The sequence below is a fragment of the Acinetobacter sp. RW6 genome, from assembly GCF_041956835.1.
Taxonomy (GTDB): domain Bacteria; phylum Pseudomonadota; class Gammaproteobacteria; order Pseudomonadales; family Moraxellaceae; genus Acinetobacter; species Acinetobacter calcoaceticus.
The window spans coordinates 3,854,319-3,873,626 of sequence record NZ_CP167121.1 but is presented as its reverse complement, the minus strand read 5'-3'; the positions used below and the strand labels follow the sequence as shown (position 1 = coordinate 3,873,626).

The window sequence follows — 19,308 nt, the reverse complement described above, 5'->3', positions numbered from 1 at the left end:
CATGACTTCAGTCCATCAGTTACAAGGCGTTGGATCGGCTTCAGCAGCCCTGCTCGAAAAACTAAATATTTTTACCACAGATGATTTACTGTTTCATCTGCCACGTGATTATGAAGACCGCAGTACGATTATTGCAATGAATCAACTTGTGGTTGGGCGTAGCTATTTACTCGAAGGTGAGGTCAGATCAATTGATTTCCCTCAGGGAAAACGAAAATCTATGGCAGCCTTGGTTCAGGATGAATTCGGTAAAGTGACCTTACGCTTTTATCATATTTATAAAAACCTCACTGACAAAATAAAACCCGGTCATCGCTTACGTATTTTTGGTGAAGTTCGCGTAGGCGCGCGCGGCCTTGAGATGTATCATCCTGAAATTCAGCTCATTAATGAGCATACGCCTCTACCAAAAACTCAGCTTACAGCAATCTATCCCAGTACAGATGGGCTGACTCAACCGAAATTACGCGAATATGTAAAACAAGCTTTAAAGCATCACAGTGATGCCTTACCCGAGTTGCTTCCCAAGCAATATACCAATGGCTATGCGCTTAAAGAGGCTTTGTATTACATTCATGAGCCTCCAGTTGATGCCAATATGGTTCAATTGGCTCAAGGTTCACACCCCGCACAGCAAAGGCTTATTTTTGAAGAATTGGTTGCACATCAAATTAGCCTACTTAATCGACGTGCTTATATTCGCCAAATCGCGTCTCCAGCTTTTTCAAGCAGCAAAATATTAGCCAAAAAACTATTAGAAGCTTTACCTTTTCAAATGACCAATGCACAAAAACGTGTATCTAAAGAAATTTTGAATGATTTGAAACAGAACCAACCAATGCTTCGATTAGTACAAGGCGATGTAGGCGCTGGAAAGACATTGGTTGCAGCTGTAGCCGCTTGCCATGCTTTAGAAGCTGATTGGCAAGTGGCGTTGATGGCTCCTACCGAAATTCTTGCAGAACAGCACTATTTAAATTTTAAGCGTTGGTTTGAACCCTTAGGCATTACTGTTGCATGGTTGTCTGGAAAACAAAAAGGTAAAGCTCGCGCACAAGCAGAGCAACAAATTAAAGAAGGTCATGCTGAACTTATTATTGGTACACATGCGTTATTTCAAGATAATGTTGGATTTGCCAAATTAGGTCTAGTGATTATTGATGAACAGCATCGTTTTGGCGTAGATCAGCGCCTAGCTCTGCGTAATAAAGGTGCTGAGCAGTTCACTCCACACCAACTCGTCATGACAGCCACCCCTATTCCACGAACACTGGCAATGAGTGCGTATGGTGATTTAGACACATCAATTATTGATGAGTTACCGCCGGGGCGCACCCCCATTCAAACAGTTACCATTCCTCTTGATCGTCGTGAGGAAGTACTCCAACGAATTGCTTCAAATTGCAGAGATGGAAAACAAGCATATTGGGTGTGTACACTGGTTGAACAGTCTGAAACTTTAGATGCTCAAGCAGCAGAGGCAACTTATCAAGAAATGAAAGAACGCTTTCCAGAGCTCAATATCGGTTTGGTGCATGGCAAAATGAAAGCTGACGAAAAACAAGCAGTCATGCAAGCATTCAAAAATAATGAATTACAGCTTCTTATTGCAACCACGGTCATTGAAGTTGGAGTGGATGTTCCTAACTCTTCTATTATGGTCATTGAAAATGCTGAACGTCTGGGGCTTTCTCAGTTACACCAATTACGCGGTCGTGTAGGTCGAGGCGCTCAGGCCAGCTTTTGCGTACTTTTATATAAAACACCTCTTTCACAAAATGGCCAAGAGAGACTTTCTATTTTAAGAGAAAGTAATGATGGCTTTGTGATTGCAGAAAAAGATCTTGAGTTACGCGGGCCGGGTGAATTACTAGGTACTAAACAAACTGGAGATATGGGATTTAGAGTTGCTCGTCTAGAGCGAGATGACCACTTACTGAGTCAAGCTCATTATGTAGCTCAGCAAGTGTTAAAAGATTATCCAGAACAAGCAGATGCGCTATTAAAACGTTGGCTTCCAGAAGCGCCTCGTTATGCATATGTTTAGTTTCTTAAATCCGCAGCATCTTATCCACTCACTCTCACCTTGCTTGTTGTGTGAGTCAGGTGTGCGAGAAAAAGATTCGCTCTGTAAGGACTGTTGGGAACAGTTACCATGGCTTAAACAAATAATTCAACGTAATGATCAAACCGTTCTTGTGGCCTGTGATTATGCATATCCAATCAATCGGATCATTCAGCAGTTTAAATATGAACAAAAATTACATTATCAAATCTTATTAGGTGAAATTTTACAACAACTCAAATTTCCTAAGGTACAGGCGATTGTACCCATGCCGATTTCGAATCAACGCTTAATTGAACGTGGTTTTAATCAGTCACTATTGCTCGCAAATATCTTAAGCAAGCAATTAAAAATACCTGTTTGGCAGCCAGTGCAACGCCTTGCTGAGCATTCGCAAAAAGGGCTTTCTCGACTGGAACGCTTTGAGAACATTGAGCAACAATTTATTGCATTTACTCAAGAAAAACGGCGTTATCGCCGTGTGTTCGTTATTGATGATGTCGTTACCACTGGAAGTTCAATTTACGCCCTTAATCAGGTATTAAAGCAACTAGGATGTACAACCATTCATGCCGCTTGTTTAGCGGCAACTTTAACGAACTAAGATGATTAAACTATAGATAAATGCTGCTCACACCAAGGAATAACAATTTCACGGGTTAATGGTGCGAGGTGTGTTTCTGAATCATTTAAATCCACCCATTTCATTTCTGCAATTTCGGCAGCAATTTTAGGAGCCTGATCGAGTTGAACAAGATATAAATGACTGACCAGAATATGATCTGGTTCATTCGCCGCTGCTGTTTCAAAACGACCAAGAAATTGCTCAATTACACAAGAACTTCCAACTTCTTCTAAAATTTCTCGCTGCATTGTGATCTCTGGCGCCTCATTAGGTTCCAGCTTACCACCCACTTGCATAAAAGCATGGGTATTACGCTTTCTTACGAGCAATAACTGATTTTGCTCGTTCAAGATCACTGCAGCAGCGACCGTAATTGTTTTCACCTATTTAACCTCTTTATGGCTGTACATCAGCATTTGCCCATTTTGGAGCAGGAGCCTGATATTGTTCAAATTGTTGAAGAATATCTTCGATTTTGTCTGATGCGATCAATTTATCAACGAACCGTGCTTGGCTAAATCCATTATCTACCGTTCCTTGAATCATTTTAAGTAAATCTTCATAAAAGCCAGCTACATTTAAGAAAGCACATGGCTTTTGATGAATACCTAATTGCGCCCACGTCCATTGTTCAAAGATTTCTTCCAATGTACCCGCACCGCCTGGTAAAGCAATAAAGCCATCGGAAAGATCTGCCATTTTGGTCTTACGCTCATGCATATTTTCGACAACATATAATTTGGTTAAGCCCGGATGAGCTAACTCACGATCGACCAAAGCACGAGGTATTACTCCAATGACTTGTCCACCTGCCCGTAAGGCACTATCAGCGACAACGCCCATCAAACCTGAGCGACCACCACCATAAACCAAGGTCTTACCTTGTTTTGCAATAGCCTCGCCTGTAATTTGGGCAACTTGTTGGAAAATTTGGTTTGAACCAAGAGATGAACCACAGAAAATACAAATTGAATTCATAGTGTAAAAAACCGTTTTATTGAACTGTCATGCTGACAAACTAAACTATCGATAAAGTTTTTTTTTGCAAAATAGCGTATTAGCAAGTGTTTTTCGGCAAATCCTTGTCTAAAATACACCCATCCATTTCCATCAGACTGCGTGAGGAAAAAAGACACATGCTTGAAGCCTTTTATGCCACAGAACGCGGAAGTCTGGAAGATGCCACCATCAATGGTGGATTTGATCTACATCCCGAATTAGTCTGGCTTGATCTTATTGCCCCCTCGCAAGAAGAGCAACAATGGGTCTTAGATGCCTATGATCAAAACTTACCCACACTAAAGTCGCTTGAAGATATTTCATCCTCAGCACGATTTTACCGTGATGATGACGGTATTTTGCATATCAGCACCTATTTTTTAACGAAAAATAAAAATTATCAAGTTGATGGTGATGCAGAAGATTCATCACACATTTTAGCGATGGTGCAAACGGTTGCATTTATCTTACATAAAGACCGTCTCTTTACGATGCGGGGAGAAAAATTAGTTGCCTTTCGTGCCTTCCGTGCACGTGCCCGTCGAAATGACTATGACATGGACTATAAAGATCCAACATGGATTTTATTAGGCCTTCTTGAGGCAAAACTCGATGAGCTTGCGGATATCTTGGAAGATATCCACAAAGATTTAGAAAAATACTCTACTGAAGTTCTAAATAACCACCAGCGTGAACAAATTCTAGATCTTGACGACATGATTACGCGACTAGCTCAACAAGAAGATATGCTAGGAAAAGCGCAGCTCTGTTTAATTGATTTGCGACGTGTACTTACTTTTTTATCACGTCCACGCGCATTAGGCAGCCATATTTATGATGCGGATATTCGAGAACTCAGTGAAGATGTTCGCTCACTCGTAGAACATGATGCCTTCTTATTCCAAAAAGTACGATTCTTGCTTGATACAACGTCTGGATTCATTAATACCGAGCAGAATGACACGATCCGTCGATTCTCGATTTTACCAAGTATGTTAGCTCCTCCGATGCTCATTGCCAGTATCTATGGTATGAACACAGATGTGCTACCTTTTGCACATGGTACGACTAGTTTCTTTATTGTTTTACTCATTATTATGGGCTTCTTTATTGGTCCTATTATTTACTTCCGCTGGAAAAAATGGATATAAGCTTTGTAATAAAATGCTAATTCCAAGCATAAAAAAGCACCTATATTTAGGTGCTTTTTTATATTTTACAGATCAAATCAGATGTAGATCTTCCTGCAAATGGCAGGCTTGAATAATCTTCAGCATTTTTTCGGGTACATTTTTAAAATGTAAACCAGTATTCTGCGGAGTAACACGTAACCATTGAACTAAAACAGCCAATGCCAAAGTACTACCATGCTCAAGCTGTGTTAAATCTACCACTAAAGGAAAGCTTTGTTGCTTCTTAATGATATCTAACCCAGCTTTATACTGTTGTTCGGCATTTTCAAAATCAATTTTTCCCGAAACAACCAATTGTTGGTTGAGATACTGAACCACTATTCACCTACTTATTTCTGTTTGTTCTGATTAACAGCAGCGTCTGCATCCGGTTGAAAGGTTGCAATTGCTTTATTTAAATCGCCGCCATTACGCTTCACAGTTGCAGCAAACTGGTTACGGAACTGCAATCCTAAATCAATACCAGAAACATTGATATTACGGATTTTCCACTGAGTACCTTTATCAGCTAACTGGAAAGACACAGGAATTTTTTCACCATTGTGATTAAAGTCCAATGTCACTACAGGATTTTTACCCGCAGTTGCTTTATAAGGACGCATTGTATAGCTTTGGTTCGTATACTTAGCAAATGCACTACCGTAATTTTCAATTAACGTATTACGGAAGTTTGTTTCAAACTGAGCACGTTGTGCAGCTGTACTATACTGATTGGTCGCATAAGTACCCATTACAATACGTGTAAATGCTTGTGAATCAACATACGGGTCTAAATTCTGACGTACGATAGCCTTCACTAAAGCAGGATTTGCTTGCAATTTAGCATGATCAGCTTTTAAACGAGCAATCAAACCATCAGCAACACGCTTGATAAAATCAGGTGGTGCTTCTGAAGGCGCAGCAAAAGCTGTACCTGCAATCATGGTAGACAAAAGACTTGCTGTCAGGGTTTGTTTAAACAACGTATTCACCAGGAACCACTCCTTCAAATAATCTTTTACTCAACAAATGAGGCTTGTGCACTATCTTTATCAGTGCTTGCAGGAGCACTCGCTTCTGTTGAGCCTGAACTGGCAGCAACTTTACCAGCCCCGCCACCAGTAATAAATTTACTAATTAAATCTTCTAAATCCATAGTTCCTTGAGTGTTTGAAATCGTGTCACCTCGTTTCAGGTAGTTCACACCACCGCCAGGTACAACTTTCAAATATTTCTCACCCAACAAACCATTCGTTGCTACCATTATATAAGCATCTTCATCAATACTGGTGATGGAGGTCATGTTACTGGTCAGTTGCTGTTCCATTGTTTTTTGTTGCGCTGGAGAAGCCTGCGTATAATCTGAGCTATAACGTAACTCTTCCAGTGCATTTTTCTGAACTTCTTTTAATTGTTCAGGATTGAAACTTGTCAATTTTCCATCTAAACCAAATGTTACGGTAGCCAAACGCGTAACCGGATCAAGCGTAATTGAATCAACACGACCAATTGTAACACCACTCATTGTTACTTTAGCACGAGGCTTTAGACCATTGACGTTATCAAACTGAGCCTTCATGGTATAACTATCACTTAAGTTCGTACCGACAAGACCACTGACTTTCATCGCTAAAAAAAACAACGCAATACCGAAGATAATAACAAAGATACCAACGGCCAGTTCACTACTACGTGATTTCATTAAATCCCTCCGAACATGACCGCAGTCAACACGAAATCAAAACCTAAAACACATAATGAAGAATATACAACTGTTCTCGTCATGGCAGTTGCGATTCCTTCTGGTGTCGGATCACAGGCATAGCCTTGATAAACAGCGACCCATGTACAAATCAAAGCAAAAACAATACTTTTAATAATCGTGCCATTGAAAATGTCATGCCAGAAACGCACTGTATTTTGCATACCACTCCAGAAGGAGCCTTCATCAGCACCCAAAAAGTCAACACCGACCATCTTGCCACCAATAATACCAATCGCAGCAAATATCACAGTTAACATTGGCAAACTGACTATACCTGCCCAAAGACGTGGTGATACGATTTGCTTTAAAGGGTCAACCCCGATCATTTCCATACTGGCAAGCTGTTCGCTTTGCTTCATTGAACCAATTTCGGCAGTCAATGCAGAACCGGCCCGTCCTGCAAATAGCAATGCAGCAACTACAGAAGCAAGCTCACGGAGTAGGGTTAACGAAATCGCTGTACCCAACATCGACTCAGCACCGAAAGTAACCAAAATGCTATACATCTGCAAGCCAAGAACCGCACCAATAAACAAACCAGAAACGGTAATAATAAGTAAGGACATCACACCTACGCGGTGCATTTGGTAACCAAAACGACCAAAACCACCCTTGGTAGGAAATGAAAAAATAATCTGCAAGAGCATATGTGCCGCAGCACCAATGCCTCGAATCCGCTCAATAACGAGTCTACCTAACCAGGCAATCGTATTCATGGACGAACCTCGTTATTTAAATAGGCTTGAGGACTAAACTGGTATTCAACTGGTCCTTCTGCCGAACCTGTTAAGAATTGGTGTACAAATGGAGAAGCATGTTTTTGCAACTCTTCAGGTGTACCCTCTCCCTGAATTTTTCCTTCAGCTACCACATAGATGTAGTCAGCAATCGATAATGTTTCTGCAACATCATGCGAAACAATAATTGTTGTTAAATCTAACGCTTCACGTAGTGAACGAATTAAACGCGTCAAAACACCTTTCACAATTGGGTCTTGACCAGCAAAAGGTTCATCGTACATGATTAAATCGGGATCAAGTGCAATCGCGCGAGCCAATGCTACACGACGATTCATACCACCTGAAAGTTCTGTCGGCATTAATTGTTCAGAACCACGTAGACCCACTGATTCAAGTTTTAACGCAACCAGTTCAGCAATGAGATTTTCAGGAAGCTTAGTATGCGCTCGAATTGGAAACGCCACATTTTCATAAACGGACATATCCGTAAATAAAGCTCCACTCTGAAATAACATTCCCATACGTGCACGGGCAGAAAAAAGTTCCTGACGAGACATTTTGGCAATATCTTTTGTATCGAGTAAAACTTCCCCCTGATCTGGAACGAGCTGTCCACCAATCAGACGTAATAAAGTTGTTTTACCTGTACCAGAAGGTCCCATAATGGCCGTAATCTGGCCTCGACGTATATTTAAACTAATATTGTCATAAATGACGCGTTCCCCTCGATTAAAACTCAAGTTTTTCACTTCAATAAGTGGTTGAGTCGAGAGAGGAGTTTTATTATTCATAATGGCAATCGTTCCTGCACTTTTATGCACGCATACTATAACACTGAAAATTAGCAAACTTGTTGTAATTTTAACAAAAGCAAATCTAACTTATTTTATAGAAATAGAAGAGGTATGTTCGTAAAAAGAGGTCAATTCAGAAGCTTGGAATTGCTCAACAGAACTTCCATTTGTAAAAGCGTAGGCGAAGTAAACCCCATTACACAAAACGAGTGCAATAAAGAGATAAGGCAAGCCATGCTGAACCAAAAGGTTCTTCAATTGTGCCATTATTGTTTCTTTTCGCTTAATTTTACGCATTATTTAATAAAAAATTGAACCAATTCACATTTTGTTAGTTTATAACAAAACTGAAAAATAAAAAAGGCCAGTATTTTTACTGGCCTTTTTTTTCAAACTAAATATTGATTAGCGGTCGAATTTACGACGCGGTGGTTTATCATCGAAGCTACGACGCGGACGATCTTCACCACCAAAGCTACGTTTTGGACGATCATCACCGCCGCCGAACGCTGGACGTTCACCACGTGGTTTGTCATCAAAACTACGACGCGGACGATCTTCACCGCCAAACGCTGGACGCTCACCGCGTGGTTTATCATCGAAGCTACGACGCGGACGATCTTCACCACCAAAGCTACGTTTTGGACGATCATCACCACCGCCGAACGCTGGACGCTCACCACGTGGTTTGTCATCGAAACTACGACGTGGGCGATCTTCACCACCGAACGCTGGACGCTCACCGCGTGGTTTATCATCGAAGCTACGACGTGGACGATCTTCACCACCAAAGCTACGTTTTGGACGGTCACCAAAACCAGCTTCGCGACGTGGTTTATAATCTACGCGATTACCACGGTTGTCATCATTCGATTCAAAACGCGGTTTATCATTGAAACCACCTTCGCGACGTGGACGATCTGAAGTGAACTCACGACGTGGACGATCTTCAAAACCACCTTCACGACGTGGACGGTCTGAATTGAACTCGCGACGCGGACGATCTTCACCGCCGAACGCTGGGCGTTCACCACGTGGTTTATCATCGAAGCTACGACGTGGACGGTCATCACGACCACCTTCACGGCGTTTAAAGTTGCTTTCGCCTTCAAAACGACGACCACCACCAAAACCACCGCCGCCACTACGACGACCATCACGACCACCGCCGCCATTACCACTACGGCCACGACCACCGCCATCACGACCTGAACGAGCAGGAGGTGGAGATGGCTCTAAGCCTTCAATTTCAGAAACACTCAAACGTGCTTCTAAATATTCTTCAAGTGCACGAATCTTACCGCGTTCACGATAAGTCGCTAAAGTAATTGCTTGACCAGTACGACCAGCACGACCAGTACGACCAATACGGTGTACATAATCTTCATGCTTCATCGGAAGACCGAAGTTAATTACGTGAGAAATAGTCGGAACGTCAAGACCACGAGCAGCAACGTCAGTTGCAACTAGGATTTTTGCACGACCTTCACGAATACTACGTAAACGACGGTTACGAACTGTTTGTGGCATTGCACCATGAAGTGCAACAACAGAATGACCTGCTTCAGCAAGTTCTTCTGCCAACATATCTGTATCTTCTTGCGTGCTAGCAAAAACAACAGCTTGATCTAAGTTTTCATCACTTAACCAATGAGTAAGTAATTTTTTCTTATGTTCGAAGCCATCAGTCCAATGCAATGTTTGCGTAATATCTGTATTGGTTGAATGACCTGTTTCAATTGCGATACGCATAGGATCTTTCATCATGCATGATGCAAGACGAATGATACGATCAGCAAATGTTGCAGAGAACATTAATGTTTGTTTACGGTTAGCTGCTAATTCGCTAATTGCTTCTAAGTCTTCAGAGAAACCTAGGTCAAGCATACGGTCCGCTTCATCAACGATTAAAGCATCTACTTGATCTAATTTAATTTGACGACGATTCACCAAGTCAAGTAAACGACCAGGTGTTGCAACAACAACTTGCGCGCCTTTTAATTGTTGAATTTGTTTTGCAAATGGCATACCGCCCATAATGGCAGCAATACGAACACCTTTCATGTGACGTACAAGTGCAATTGCATCTTGACTTACTTGCTGTGCCAATTCACGAGTTGGTGAAATTACCAAGATATTCGGTTGAGTCACTGCTTTCATACGGTCTTTGAACGGTACAACAGACTCTTGACCAGCTAAAGCATTTAATGTTGGGAGTAAGAATGCTGCAGTTTTACCAGAACCAGTTTGGCTTGATACGAGAAGGTCTTTACCTTCTAAAGCAGCAGGAATTGCTTGTTCTTGTACAGCAGTCGGGGTAGTAAAACCTAAACCTTCAAGCGCTTGTTGTAAGGTTTCATGCAAAGAAAATTCGGCAAAAGATTTGCTCATAGAGAGTTTCACCCTTGTGGGTGCTCCATTTTTAATAAATACAAAATAGACATCGGCAAAAAGCGGCAAAGCAAAATTAGCTGAAAGCTTTTATTCAGCAGCAATCCGAGTAACGACGATGTGGACTAAACGCATGCTTGATTACGGCCGAACCTGAAGAATCGCTGAGCGATCGGGGCGCAAGAAATGGTCCTCTCTATGGACGGCGTGCGCTTACAATGAATAGAACAGAATGTTCAGGTAATGAACGGAAATTTAAGTGCGTTGGCGGATTATAGCAGAAATAAATTAAAAGTCACCTGTTTTAATCAACTTTATCTATATTTCTTGAATTAATTTAATTTTACTCTTTATTTAAAACACAAAACCCTCTGATTAAAGAGGGTTTTATTTATAATACGCTAAATTATTTTGCAGCTTTATCCCAAGCTGGAACAACTGTTTGCATTAAAGGTTTTAATAACTTAAGCGAACATGCAAGTACTTGACCATTTTCAAATGAGTTATTGCCACCACGCGCGTCAACAACTACACCACCTGCTTCTTTAAGAATAAGTTCACCAGCAGCAATATCCCATGGCTTTAAACCAAGCTCAAAGAAACCATCAAAACGACCAGCAGCTACATATGCTAAATCTAGAGCAGCTGAACCGCCACGGCGGATTTGTGCACCTGCTTGAGTAACCGCTAATAACGATGCGAAATGCTGCTCTGCATAAGATACGATTTCGCCAGCACGTTTAGCGCGGTAAGGATGGCCTACTGCCAAGAATGTATTTTCTAAACTATCTTTTACATTTACACGAATACGGCGTTGATTCATAACTGCACCGCGACCACGGCTAGCAGAGAACAACTCATCACGTACTGGATCGTAGATTACGCCGTGTTGAGTAACACCTTTATGTTGAACTGCAATAGAAATACAGAAATGAGGGAAACCATTAATAAAGTTTTGTGTGCCATCAAGCGGGTCAATTACCCAGCACCACTCTGCATCATGGCCTTTGCCTTCTTGCAAACCAAACTCTTCACCTAAGAAGCTATGGTTTTTATAACTTTTACGTAACGTATCAATCGCTAATTGTTCTAAATAACGATCTACACGTGTTACTGGGCCATCAATGCCTTTCTCTTCAACTTGTAAATCGAGTTTATGACGATTTTGATGCGCTTTTAAAAGCTCTTGACCAACTGTTTGAGCCGCACGCGCAGCCATAACCACCATAGGTTCCATTGAACACCCACTAGACAAATTTGAAGATTTTGACAAAGAATAATGCATAAAAGCGCAGATATTTTAGCAAATATATGCGCTTTTAGGGGGAAAATGTTTCAAAAATTTTATTGGAGGCCTAAACCACCTGATTGAGCTTAAGCCAAACTCTCTCAATTGAGCTCAAAATACCTTTAGCATCCAACCCGCAGTCTTGTAACATTTGTCCGTGTGAAGCCTGTTGTATGAACAAATCTGGCAATCCTAAATTAATGATAGGTTTCACAATTTGTTCTTGCGCCATAAACTCATTGACAGCGCTACCTGCACCGCCCATAACGGCATGCTCTTCAACTGTAACAAATAAATGAGTATTTTCAGCTAAATCACGAATCATTTTTTCATCAAGCGGTTTCACAAACCTCATATTTACAACACGCACACCCACGTCATGTTTTTGTGCAAATTGTTCAGCAGCCTCTATAGCAACCATCACTCTGCTACCAAATGCCAAAATTGTAATCTGCTCTTCACAGCTAGTCTTTATTTCAGCAACGATTTCAGCTTTCCCTAATTCAATAGTGGTCAACTCTTGCTGAATTTCAACACCTACACCAGCACCACGTGGGTAACGTACCGCAGCGGGTCCATTATAGACATAGGCTGTATGAAGCATCTGACGACATTCATTTTCATCTTTTGGCGCCATGATGACTATGTTTGGAACTGTACGCATGTATGCATAATCATATGCACCTGCATGAGTTGGACCATCTTCACCAACCAAACCAGCACGGTCAATCCCGAAAGTCACATCAAGGTTTTGTAATGCAACATCATGAATAAACTGATCGTAACCACGCTGCAAGAACGTCGAATAGATTGCAACAACAGGTTTTAAGCCTTCACAAGCCATTCCTGCTGCAAGTGTTACAGCATGCTGTTCAGCAATCGCAACATCAAAGAATCTCTGTGGGAATTCTTTAGCAAACTGAACCATGCCTGAGCCTTCACACATTGCAGGTGTAATCGCGAGTAGACGCTCATCTTGCGCCGCCTCATCACATAACCACTGACCAAATACATCAGAATATTTAGGTGGTGTTTTACCTGCTGAGGTTGCATTAATTTTGCTAATTGCATGATAGGTAATCGGATCCGCTTCTGCAGGAGTAAAACCTTTACCTTTTTTAGTATAGACGTGTACTAAACGTGGACCTTTACGCTTCTTTAGAGCATAAAATACTTGCGCCAGTTGATTTACGTCATGGCCATCAAATGGACCAAAGTAATCAAAACCAATTGCTTTAAATAAATTATCGGCTGCGTCTGTTGCTGATTGATGCAAACGAGAGTTATAAGTCCATTTTGGATGTGGCTGTATATACGCTTCGCCATCTTCATTAACGTTAACTAAATGACCTTTTTCCCAAATTGCAGCCAAATGTTTAGCAAAGCCACCTGTACTACAAGAAATTGACATGTCATTGTCATTGAGCACAACAATTAAATCGGCATTATGTGCAACAGCATCGTTCATGGCTTCAAATGCCATACCCGCTGTCATTGCACCATCACCTACAATACAAACTACTTCACATGGGTCGTTTTGATAACGACGTGCTAACGACATTCCTAAACCAGCTGAAATTGCTGTTGATGAATGTCCTACACCGAATGTATCGAAAACTGATTCTTCTCTAGCTGGAAATGCTGCTAAACCATTTTTAGAACGAATCGTCGTCATTTGTTCACGACGACCTGTCAGGACTTTGTGCGGATAGGCCTGATGTCCTACATCCCAAACTAATCGGTCATTTGGAGTATTAAAGCAATAATGCAGCGCAACCGTCAGCTCAACCACGCCGAGATTAGCACCGAAATGGCCACCACTCTGGCCTGCTGCATATAAAATATATTGACGCAACTCATCAGCCACTTGAACCAATTGGCTATGCTCGAGCTGACGTAATTGTTGAGGATGATCAATTGCATCTAACAATGGCGTAACAGGGCGTTGAGTTGGAATTTCGGTATACAACATATGTGGCAAAGCCTTTATAAGCCTGGCAAATCCTAAGCTGGGTCAAAATGGGTCGATCATACAATCGAATGAAGTCACCTTCAATCAGCCACATTTGCGAACGAGGTCATGCAAAGCAGTCTCTCATACATCATGGGTATGGTTGGCAGATTATCCTGAATAATCTGACTATTTATCAACTATTATCGTCATCTTTATACAAAAAAGAAAACCTTAGTGTGCAAAATGATTATGACAATTCGACCAATCTCCCAGCATTACGCTATACTTTAAACCGTTTTCGGTTAAAAGATGAGTTAATCTGTGCCTATAGAGTTCATTGCAACATCAAAACTCCCGACCGCTTTTGGTGAATTCAATATTTCTGTGTTTCAAGATCCAGTATCAGGTGAAGAACATGTGGCACTTTCTAAAGGGTTAGAAAATCCACCTACAGGCCCTGTTTTGGTTCGTGTACATTCAGAATGTTTAACAGGTGATGCTTTTGCATCATTAAAATGCGACTGTGGTCCTCAATTGCAGGCAACTCAAAAGCTCATCAACGAGGCAGGTCAAGGCGTTATTTTATATTTACGTCAAGAAGGCCGTGGTATTGGGCTTACAAATAAAATTCGCGCCTATGCCTTACAAGATCAGGGGCATGACACCGTAGATGCAAATTTACTTTTAAATTTACCTGCCGATGCACGTCGTTACGACATGTGTAGCATTATGCTAGATCACTTAGCAGTGAAAGAAGTTAAATTAATTACCAATAATCCTTTGAAAATTCAGGCACTCAAAGATCAAGGAATTAATATCGTTGGCCGTGTTCCATTAACGGTTGGACGCAACCCTTTTAATGAACAATATTTAAAAACCAAACGTGAACGTATGGATCACCTTTATCAAAAAGATGATTTTTAAGCCAAAATTATAAATTTAAAAATAATTGGAAGGGATTTTTGAGACATTTCTTAAAAATCCCTTACTTTTTTTATGGTTTTATGCTTTGATGTATCTATCTCCTATCTCAATCATCTTTGAGGGTCACTATGCAACATCCGACTTCAACAGATATTCAACGTGTCCGCGAATTTCTACTAGATTTACAAGCCCGTATATGTGCTGGTTTAGAACAACAAGAAAAAGCTGGCGGCGGTACGAGTGAATTTATTATTGATGATTGGGAACGTCCTGAAGGTGGTGGTGGCCGTTCACGAGTTTTGCAAAATGGTACAGTGATTGAAAAAGGTGGTGTGATGTTTTCTCACATCAACATTAGTAAACTCCCCGCTTCTGCTACAGAAAGACACCCTCAAATTGCTGGTGCTAAAGCTCAAGCACTTGGTGTCTCATTAGTGATTCATCCTAAAAATCCCAATATTCCAACTTCTCATGCCAATGTACGTTTATTCGTTGCAGAGCCTGAAGGACAAGATCCAATTTGGTGGTTTGGCGGTGGTTTTGACTTAACACCGTTCTATCCAGATGAGCAAGATGTTATCGATTGGCATCAAGCCGCTTACGACTTATGTCAGCCTTTTGGTGACAGTGTCTATGCTGAACACAAAAAATGGTGTGATGATTATTTCTATTTAAAACATCGCGATGAGCAACGTGGTGTCGGTGGCTTATTTTTTGACGATTTAAACGGCTGGGATTTCGAAACTTGCTTTAAATATATTCAAGCTGTAGGTAATGGCTATTTAAATGCCATTCTGCCAATTTTTGAAAAACACCGTGAACAACCTTACACCGAAGCACAACGAGAGTTTCAGCTTTACCGCCGCGGCAGATATGTCGAATACAACTTAGTCTATGACCGCGGAACATTGTTTGGTTTACAAACAGGCGGACGTATCGAATCTATTTTAGTCAGTCTACCTAACCTTGCAGGTTGGTCTTATCGTCCTGAATGGGATGAAGACTCACCAGAGAAACGTTTAACTAACTATTACCTAAAACCACGTGACTGGCTAAATTTAAAAGAAAAAGTCGCTTAATTTTTTGCTTTTTGGAGATTCTTTGGCTTCCACCCTAAAGAATCTCCTTTTTTATTTTCAATTCCTTTGTTTCTATTCAAATATTTTTTCTGATTCCAATTTGGCTTATAGTGAGGCCTGCTGAATATTCAGCACAGATTTTAACTGCTTCATGCCATTTTAAAATTTTGGATATAAGAATGACCAAACAGTTTGCAGTAATTGGCAACCCAATCGAACAATCACGCTCTCCTGAATTGCATCATGCTTTCGCTCAAAAAACAGGTGTTGATCTCGACTATCAAAAACGTCTTGCCCCTCTTGATGGTTTTGAGCCGAGTATGCGTAGTTTCTTTGCAAATGGCGGAAGTGGCATGAATGTTACCGTACCGTTTAAAGAACAAGCTTTTGCTTTGTGTGATGTGTTAACCGAACGTGCTCAAATTGCAAAAGCAGTTAATACGTTATGGATGGAAAATGGCAAATTGCACGGCGATAACACAGATGGCCAAGGCTTAGTTGCCGCGATTCAAGCCTTAGATTGGAATCTGGAAAATACGACTATTTTAATTTTAGGGGCTGGTGGTGCAACTCGTGGTGTTATTTACCCACTGGTACAGGCTGGCGCTAAAAAGATAGTGATTGCAAACCGTACTCTAGCTCGTGCCGAACAACTTATAGATGACCTAAAAGTAGCCGTTCCGCAAGCTCAATTACAAGCAATTTCTCTAAATGAGCTAGAAGGGAAGTTTGATATTGTAATTAATGCGACTTCTGCAAGCCTCTCGGGTGATGCATTACAACTCCCAGAAACTTTAGAGTTTAAATATGCCTATGAAATGGCATATGGCAAACCATCTAGCTTCCTTGAGCAAGCTAAACAACGTAATGTGCCCTCTTCTGAAGGTTTTGGAATGTTAGTCGGTCAGGCTATTGAATCCTTTTCTATCTGGAATGGCGTAAGACCTGAATTAAAAGATTTTCTATAAATATAAAAAAAGAACCTACATGATGTAGGTTCTTTTTTACTTCATTTATTATTTTTTGGTCGTAACCATTTGCTGATAAACATCTCGGAAAATCTCATAATCAATAAATTCATTATGTTCAGGTTTTAAATTCTGAATTGTTTTTTCCGTAAGTTGCTGTTTACGTGCAGCAACATACACCTTCCCTAAAATATCAGCTGTTTGTGACAACAATTGTTTTTCTTCAGCAGAAGCACCATTTTGTTGTTCAAATTCTAATTGATATTGTTTCGAGAAAAGCTGCTCAGGCTGCTTATATTGTTTCTGTAATTTTTGCCATGCTTCACGCCCAGCCTTACCTTGCATTGTTGTAATCACAATATGGTCTACAGCACGGCCTAAATCATTATCAAACTGATCTTCTTGTTCAAGATGATGCTTTTTCTGCAATGCCTCGATACGCTCTAAAGCCTTACCTTGAGGATTATAGGTTTCTTCTTCAGAGAACCAATAAGCATAAACTTCGGCAATTTCTTGCAACTGTTGAACTGAATAATAATTAATATATGACGGTTTTTCGGCAGTCAATTTTGCAATAAATACAGCCTTATACGTTTTGTCATAGGCACGTGTTGCATCATAAGTTTGGTTAGCCAACAACGCCAGACTCGAATCTAAATCTTGTACATCGCTATGTGAGCCAACTGCATGTTCAGAAACATCACTCTGCCCAAGTTTTTCACTAAAGCCTTTCACGAAGTTTTCAAATAAAGAACCCTTACTTGCTTCAGCAACTGATTTAGCTTGTTTAAGCTGCTGCTGGTCAATTGAGGTTGCTTTACCATAATTTAGAATTTGCATGTCTGCTTTAATATTGAAACGATGGTTAAATTCAGCAGGTGTATATGCAATATCGTAATCTACGTTGACTGCACGGCCTTTTTCATCGAGTCCAACATCAATCGTAATTGGATTTCTTTGTTTTGGTAAAGCTTGTTCGATCTCTGCTTTATGCTTTAACCATAAAGCTTTGAATGCTTCATCATTCACAAACTGGTTCTGATCATAAGCAGCAAAAGTTTGTTTTAAAGCAGCTTGACGAGACTTGATCTGAGTTTTTTGGGCACTCTCTACGCTTTGATCAAGAACATCAACACCATATATTTGACAGTAATTAATATCCCCTAAAACTACTGGTTTTTTAAGGGTCTGTAACTCAACACATTGTTCTTCTGTAAGGGTTGGGCCTTCTTCATCTTGGGTAGTTTGTTCGGCATCCGCTACCGCAACATCAGCAGCATCCTCATCTTGGCCTGAAGCAGAAGCCTCGTCTGCTGCCGTTGCTTCTTGAGCGGCACTTGATTGTTCTTCATCGCCTTCCTCAGAAGCCAATGTACCGCCAAAATGAGCGTTAATGAGTGAGTAAAGTTGTTGACTGACTGCCGCTGCATCGTCAGAAGAAACCTTCTGCCCTTCGGCACCACCTGACTTTTTCTTAGCTTCAGAAGCAGCAAGTTCAGTTGCTATAGATTCAGCAATCTTTTGGTCATCAAATCCTAAAACACTTTTTTGCAGGTATTTTTCATTGACTTGACCATATAGATCGACTTGCAGTAGCAACTCTTCAACCGTATCTTTTAAACGAATTTTTTCTACAATTCCTGCTTTACGGTCAGCGTCTGTAATTGGTAAACGTTGTAAATTTTGCGGATCAGCCAAACGATAAGACACGGCGCCAGAAGCCTTCGCATATTCAACGAACTTCTTCATATCGACGTTCGTAAACAGATCTTTATATTTCGAAAAATCGACATAGGCTAAGTTGTTTTGATTATCTTTATTAACTAAATAAGGCATTAATCCGAAATAATTAACGTAAAACTTATAATCCTTTAGATCAAGCACCATTGGCAATTTTGCCTGCACGAGCAAAGTCGGTTTTTCATATCTTGCCGTAAGGTTGAAAGACCCCATTTTTTGACGATAATGAACTGAACCATCGTAACTAAATTGGAGATCATTTAATAAATTGATTAATACGGCATTTACTTTTTCTGAACGTGATTCGCCAGATACACCCGAAACAGATTGCTCATTTGCAATTGCGGCATAAAGCGCCTGCTTCTGTTTTTTATTCAAATTAATTTTTTGTTCACGTAAATATTGATCTACTTTTTTTTGCACTTCAGCATCAAGTTGAGCACTCTTCTCTACAGTGCTTATTTTGTTGGGCTGATTTGAATCAACATTAACTTTAAAATGCCCGCGGTAGTCATAGCTTGGGTATTCATACATTGCATTCATACCCTGAATGACTTTTTGATCTAAATGAGCAGGTGCCACTGATGGACGTAGGCTATGCTGCGCACATGCGGTCAAACCCAAACTGAATAAACATAAACTGAGATATTTTAAATGCATAACCTTTTTTAAAACCTTATCGCTTTATCTTTTTAGCAAAACTTGCTAAAAATAAAAAAATAGTTGTTTTTTCACATAAAAGTATAAGTCCTGAATGTAGCAGAAAATGTATTTTCAGGTGTATTTATTTTCGACAAAATTCGC

18 protein-coding genes are annotated in these 19,308 nt (G+C 40.6%); 6 read left to right on the top strand and 12 right to left on the bottom strand.

Annotated features, from left to right (window positions below):
• Position 1: 1 nt before the first annotated feature.
• Both recG and ACB088_RS18325 read left to right on the top strand, forming a co-directional pair.
• A complete protein-coding gene (gene recG / locus ACB088_RS18330) occupies positions 2–2,047 on the top strand; it encodes an ATP-dependent DNA helicase RecG (RefSeq protein ID WP_375037652.1) in 2,046 nt (681 codons plus the stop codon).
• Entirely contained in the window at positions 2,040–2,669 is a 630-nt protein-coding gene (locus ACB088_RS18325) for a ComF family protein (protein WP_375038825.1), read from the top strand. The genes recG and ACB088_RS18325 overlap by 8 nt, the downstream gene beginning before the upstream one ends.
• 5 nt (positions 2,670–2,674) lie before the next feature.
• On the opposite strand, the gene ACB088_RS18320 is transcribed toward ACB088_RS18325, so the two are convergent.
• Both ACB088_RS18320 and ACB088_RS18315 read right to left on the bottom strand, forming a co-directional pair.
• Positions 2,675–3,073, bottom strand: a complete 399-nt coding sequence (locus ACB088_RS18320; RefSeq protein ID WP_133747466.1) for an NUDIX domain-containing protein — start codon at positions 3,071–3,073, stop codon at positions 2,675–2,677.
• Between the two features lie 13 nt (positions 3,074–3,086).
• Positions 3,087–3,668 (bottom strand): TIGR00730 family Rossman fold protein, encoded by a 582-nt coding sequence (locus ACB088_RS18315; protein ID WP_375037651.1) that lies wholly within the window; start codon positions 3,666–3,668, stop codon positions 3,087–3,089.
• 158 nt (positions 3,669–3,826) lie between these two features.
• Here ACB088_RS18315 and ACB088_RS18310 point away from each other — a divergent pair, with 158 nt between their 5' ends.
• On the top strand, positions 3,827–4,840 hold the full coding sequence (locus ACB088_RS18310) for a magnesium and cobalt transport protein CorA (RefSeq protein WP_004639553.1): 1,014 nt from the start codon (positions 3,827–3,829) through the stop codon (positions 4,838–4,840).
• 72 nt (positions 4,841–4,912) lie between these two features.
• On the opposite strand, the gene ACB088_RS18305 is transcribed toward ACB088_RS18310, so the two are convergent.
• The 9 genes from ACB088_RS18305 to dxs form a co-directional block, all read right to left on the bottom strand.
• On the bottom strand, positions 4,913–5,200 hold the full coding sequence (locus ACB088_RS18305) for a lipid asymmetry maintenance protein MlaB (protein WP_003653685.1): 288 nt from the start codon (positions 5,198–5,200) through the stop codon (positions 4,913–4,915).
• A gap of 11 nt (positions 5,201–5,211) precedes the next feature.
• Positions 5,212–5,853: a phospholipid-binding protein MlaC gene (locus ACB088_RS18300; RefSeq protein ID WP_005038459.1), complete on the bottom strand. Its 642-nt coding sequence runs from the start codon at positions 5,851–5,853 to the stop codon at positions 5,212–5,214.
• Positions 5,854–5,879: 26 nt separating this feature from the next.
• Entirely contained in the window at positions 5,880–6,563 is a 684-nt protein-coding gene (locus ACB088_RS18295; protein WP_198078130.1) for an outer membrane lipid asymmetry maintenance protein MlaD, read from the bottom strand.
• Positions 6,563–7,342, bottom strand: a complete 780-nt coding sequence (gene mlaE / locus ACB088_RS18290) for a lipid asymmetry maintenance ABC transporter permease subunit MlaE (RefSeq protein WP_005038455.1) — start codon at positions 7,340–7,342, stop codon at positions 6,563–6,565. The genes ACB088_RS18295 and mlaE overlap by 1 nt, the downstream gene beginning before the upstream one ends.
• Positions 7,339–8,157, bottom strand: a complete 819-nt coding sequence (locus ACB088_RS18285; protein WP_092710406.1) for an ABC transporter ATP-binding protein — start codon at positions 8,155–8,157, stop codon at positions 7,339–7,341. Before ACB088_RS18285 ends, mlaE begins: the two co-directional genes overlap by 4 nt.
• Before the next feature lie 90 nt (positions 8,158–8,247).
• Positions 8,248–8,457: a hypothetical protein gene (locus tag ACB088_RS18280; RefSeq protein WP_375037650.1), complete on the bottom strand. Its 210-nt coding sequence runs from the start codon at positions 8,455–8,457 to the stop codon at positions 8,248–8,250.
• Positions 8,458–8,565: 108 nt separating this feature from the next.
• Positions 8,566–10,551 carry a DEAD/DEAH box helicase gene (locus ACB088_RS18275; RefSeq protein ID WP_132070377.1) on the bottom strand — a complete coding sequence of 662 codons (1,986 nt, stop codon included), beginning with the start codon at positions 10,549–10,551 and terminating at the stop codon, positions 8,566–8,568.
• A gap of 406 nt (positions 10,552–10,957) precedes the next feature.
• Positions 10,958–11,788, bottom strand: a complete 831-nt coding sequence (locus tag ACB088_RS18270) for an inositol monophosphatase family protein (protein ID WP_003653693.1) — start codon at positions 11,786–11,788, stop codon at positions 10,958–10,960.
• 118 nt (positions 11,789–11,906) lie between these two features.
• On the bottom strand, positions 11,907–13,811 hold the full coding sequence (dxs, locus tag ACB088_RS18265; RefSeq protein ID WP_375037649.1) for a 1-deoxy-D-xylulose-5-phosphate synthase: 1,905 nt from the start codon (positions 13,809–13,811) through the stop codon (positions 11,907–11,909).
• Positions 13,812–14,114: 303 nt separating this feature from the next.
• On the opposite strand from dxs, the gene ribA reads away from it, so the two are divergent.
• The 3 genes from ribA (at position 14,115) to aroE (ending at position 16,764) form a co-directional block, all read left to right on the top strand.
• Positions 14,115–14,717 (top strand): GTP cyclohydrolase II, encoded by a 603-nt coding sequence (ribA, locus tag ACB088_RS18260; protein ID WP_005043912.1) that lies wholly within the window; start codon positions 14,115–14,117, stop codon positions 14,715–14,717.
• A gap of 128 nt (positions 14,718–14,845) precedes the next feature.
• Positions 14,846–15,796, top strand: a complete 951-nt coding sequence (gene hemF / locus ACB088_RS18255) for an oxygen-dependent coproporphyrinogen oxidase (RefSeq protein ID WP_375037648.1) — start codon at positions 14,846–14,848, stop codon at positions 15,794–15,796.
• 179 nt (positions 15,797–15,975) lie between these two features.
• Positions 15,976–16,764 (top strand): shikimate dehydrogenase, encoded by a 789-nt coding sequence (gene aroE / locus ACB088_RS18250; RefSeq protein ID WP_375037647.1) that lies wholly within the window; start codon positions 15,976–15,978, stop codon positions 16,762–16,764.
• A gap of 48 nt (positions 16,765–16,812) precedes the next feature.
• Here the strand turns inward: aroE and ACB088_RS18245 are convergent, their stop codons facing one another.
• The gene (locus ACB088_RS18245) at positions 16,813–19,164 is read right to left on the bottom strand and encodes a hypothetical protein (RefSeq protein ID WP_375037646.1); all 2,352 of its coding nucleotides are present in this window, start codon (positions 19,162–19,164) and stop codon (positions 16,813–16,815) included.
• Positions 19,165–19,308: the final 144 nt, after the last annotated feature.

Coding starts and splice junctions, on each gene's coding strand:
- recG (WP_375037652.1), top strand. CDS start 2: ATGACTTCAGTCCATCAGTTACAAGGCGTTGGATCGGCTTCAGCAGCC.
- ACB088_RS18325 (WP_375038825.1), top strand. CDS start 2,040: ATGTTTAGTTTCTTAAATCCGCAGCATCTTATCCACTCACTCTCACCT.
- ACB088_RS18315 (WP_375037651.1), bottom strand. CDS start 3,668: ATGAATTCAATTTGTATTTTCTGTGGTTCATCTCTTGGTTCAAACCAA.
- ACB088_RS18310 (WP_004639553.1), top strand. CDS start 3,827: ATGCTTGAAGCCTTTTATGCCACAGAACGCGGAAGTCTGGAAGATGCC.
- ACB088_RS18295 (WP_198078130.1), bottom strand. CDS start 6,563: ATGAAATCACGTAGTAGTGAACTGGCCGTTGGTATCTTTGTTATTATC.
- mlaE (WP_005038455.1), bottom strand. CDS start 7,342: ATGAATACGATTGCCTGGTTAGGTAGACTCGTTATTGAGCGGATTCGA.
- ACB088_RS18285 (WP_092710406.1), bottom strand. CDS start 8,157: ATGAATAATAAAACTCCTCTCTCGACTCAACCACTTATTGAAGTGAAA.
- ACB088_RS18280 (WP_375037650.1), bottom strand. CDS start 8,457: ATGCGTAAAATTAAGCGAAAAGAAACAATAATGGCACAATTGAAGAAC.
- ACB088_RS18275 (WP_132070377.1), bottom strand. CDS start 10,551: ATGAGCAAATCTTTTGCCGAATTTTCTTTGCATGAAACCTTACAACAA.
- ACB088_RS18270 (WP_003653693.1), bottom strand. CDS start 11,788: ATGGAACCTATGGTGGTTATGGCTGCGCGTGCGGCTCAAACAGTTGGT.
- dxs (WP_375037649.1), bottom strand. CDS start 13,811: ATGTTGTATACCGAAATTCCAACTCAACGCCCTGTTACGCCATTGTTA.
- hemF (WP_375037648.1), top strand. CDS start 14,846: ATGCAACATCCGACTTCAACAGATATTCAACGTGTCCGCGAATTTCTA.
- aroE (WP_375037647.1), top strand. CDS start 15,976: ATGACCAAACAGTTTGCAGTAATTGGCAACCCAATCGAACAATCACGC.
- ACB088_RS18245 (WP_375037646.1), bottom strand. CDS start 19,164: ATGCATTTAAAATATCTCAGTTTATGTTTATTCAGTTTGGGTTTGACC.